This is a genomic window from Fuscovulum blasticum DSM 2131 (genome assembly GCF_003034965.1).
Lineage (GTDB): Bacteria > Pseudomonadota > Alphaproteobacteria > Rhodobacterales > Rhodobacteraceae > Pseudogemmobacter > Pseudogemmobacter blasticus.
Genome location: NZ_PZKE01000047.1, coordinates 1 through 2,625, shown reverse-complemented (window position 1 = coordinate 2,625; position 2,625 = coordinate 1). Strand labels below are relative to the sequence as shown.

The following is a 2,625-nucleotide window of genomic DNA, read 5'->3' as shown; positions in this document are numbered from 1 at the left end:
ATCGGGTTCTTGGCCGGCAGCGCCGCGCCCTGGAACACCGCATCCACGATCGCCTGCTTGTTGATCGCCATGTTCAGCGCCTTGCGGACCTTCGGATTGTCGAAGGGCGCAACGGTGGTGTTGTAGGCCAGGTAGCCCACGTTCAGGCCGGCCTGTTCGTCCAGCTTCAGGTTCGGGTCAGCCTTGATCGCCTCGATGTCGGCCGGGGCCGGATAGGGCATCAGGTGGCATTCGCCGGCCTTCAGCTTCTGCAGGCGCACGGCGGCATCCGGGGTGATCGCGAAGACCAGGTCATCAATGATGGCCGGGGTGCCCCAGTAGTCGGGGTTCTTCTGATACCGGATCACGGCATCCTTCTGATAGGCCACGAACTTGAACGGCCCGGTGCCGATCGGCAGGTTGTTCATGTCCTCGGGCGTGCCCGCCGCCATAAGGGCATCGGCATATTCCTTCGACACGATCGAGGCGAAGGGCATGGCGATGTTGGCCAGGAACGGCGCCTCGGGCTTGTTCAGCGTGAACTTCACCGTGTAGTCGTCGATCTTCTCGATCGACTTGATCAGCTCGGGCATCGCCATCGAGGTATAGTATTCGTAGGTGATGCCGGGGATGTACTGGTGCCAGGGGTTTTCGGCATTGCCCTGACGGTCATAGGAAAACACCACGTCATCGGCGTTGAAGTCGCGCGTCGGGGTGAACTTGTCGTTCGACTGCCACTTCACGCCCTTGCGCAGGTGGAAGGTGTATTCGGTGCCATCGGCCGAAACGTCCCAGCTTTCGGCCAGACCCGGCTCAACTTCCGTGGTGCCCTTCTTGAATTCGGTCAGGCGGTTGAAGACCGGATGGGCCGAGGCATCGAACGTGCCGCCGGCGGTGTAGGGCGCCGGGTCAAACCCTTCGGGCGAAGCTTCCGAGCAATAGACGAAGGTCTTGGCTTCGGCCATGGCGGCGCTCATCGCCAGCGCCGAGGCAAAAAGGAAAAAGCGTTTCACGGTTGGGTGCTCCCTTCTGGTGGATTGTAAATCGTGCGGTGTGTCAGGCCAGTGCGCCGTCGGACGGGCCGGAACCGCTGCCGGTTGCCTGTAAGCCCCCGGCCGGCGCGGGCCCAAGGATTGTGGGTGTTGCGGGATGGGCCATCTTGCCCGTCCACAGCATCCGCGCCGGGGCGTCCCCCGGGTTGGAATAGGAATGGGGCTGCTGGCCCAGGTAGTGCATGCTGTCTCCGGCGCGCAAAAGAAAGCTCTGGCCGTCAACCATGTGCAGGATCTCGCCCTCCAGGACGAAGACGATCTCCTCGCCCGAATGTCGCACCGTTTCCGAACGGTAGCTTGGCGGCACGTTCAGCAGGAAGCATGACAGTTCATGCGCCGCGAAGTCGGCACCGATCCGTTCATAGACAACCGAATTTCCGGCAACCGAGAACCGCCGCCGCTCCTCGGCGCGGGTCACGCTGTCCACCTGGCGCGGCGTTGCGATGAAATGGTCGATACCCACATCCAGCGCGGCGGCAATTTCGGCCAGCGTGCCCAGCGTCGGCACGGCATTGTCGCGCTCGACCTGGCTCAGATAGCTGACGGAAACGCCGCAGGCCCGGCTCAGGGCTTGCAACGTCATGGCCATCTGCAGCCGGCGCTTGCGGATGCGCTGGCCCAAGGCCACCGGCATTCGCGCGCGCTTGTTCGTCATGCCGCCATTCACGCTTTCGTCCGCTCCCGTCATTCGTCTGGCATACAAGTGCAAATGGCGCTGCTCGGCAACATGTTTCGTCTCGGATCAAAATTTTTAAGTCCGAAGCGGACCTTTCCGGGTATGCGGCAACGGCCCCTGCCGCTTGCCCGGTCGGGCCGTCACGGGCCGTCGGGGCGTTCGGCAGGGGGGCAGAACCAGCGCGGTCCGGCCTCGGTCATGTAGACAATATCCTCAAGCCGGACCCCGCATTCGCCATAGACGCAAAGCATCGGTTCGATCGAGAAGCACATGCCCGGCGCCAGCGGCGTCTTGTCGCCCTGCACGATCCAGGGGCCTTCGTGGATGTTCAGGCCCAGACCGTGCCCCGTCCGGTGCGGCAGCCCCGGCACGGCATAGCCCGGCCCGAATCCCGCCGCTTCCAGCACGTCGCGGGCGGCCCGGTCCACCGCCTCGCAGGGGGTGCCGGGCCGGGCGGCGGCAAAGGCGGCCAGTTGCGCCCGGTGTTCACAATCCCACAGATGCTGCTGGCGGGCGGTCGGGGTGCCGAACACATAGGTGCGGGTGATGTCGGAATGATAGCCGTGCAGCCGCGCGCCCATGTCCACCAGCACCATGTCACCGCTGGCAAGCACCTGGTCATGCGGAACCCCATGCGGATAGGCGGTCGCCTCACCGAACTGCACGGCGGCGAACGCCGGGCTCATCCCCAGCGCCACATGCGCGGCCGCGATGAAATCCGCCACCTCGCTGGCCCTGACACCGGGGCGCAGGCCGGCATGAACCGCCTTTTGCACCCGATAGCTTGCGTCCATCGCCGTCTGCAGGATGGCAAGCTCGGCCGCCGACTTGATCCGCCGCTGCTCGGCGATCATCTGCTCGGCCCCCGTCACAGTCAGCCCCGGCAGCGCGGCAATCCGGCTGGCAAAGCGGAACGGC

General features: G+C 64.8%; 3 protein-coding genes. All 3 read right to left on the bottom strand.

What is annotated here, in order from left to right; genetic code table 11:
• A partial coding sequence (locus tag C5F44_RS17560; RefSeq protein ID WP_219908704.1) for an ABC transporter substrate-binding protein occupies window positions 1-944 on the bottom strand: 944 nt, incomplete at its 3' end.
• Window positions 945-1,035: 91 nt separating this feature from the next.
• Window positions 1,036-1,719 (bottom strand): helix-turn-helix domain-containing protein, encoded by a 684-nt coding sequence (locus C5F44_RS17555; protein ID WP_235822673.1) that lies wholly within the window; start codon window positions 1,717-1,719, stop codon window positions 1,036-1,038.
• A 128-nt stretch (window positions 1,720-1,847) separates the two neighbouring features.
• Window positions 1,848-2,625 (bottom strand): M24 family metallopeptidase (locus C5F44_RS17550; RefSeq protein ID WP_146161987.1); only part of this gene is annotated, 778 nt, incomplete at its 5' end.

What these genes read in the sequence shown, in the direction of transcription:
- C5F44_RS17555 (WP_235822673.1), bottom strand. Translation starts at nt 1,719, where the DNA reads ATGACGGGAGCGGACGAAAGCGTGAATGGCGGCATGACGAACAAGCGC.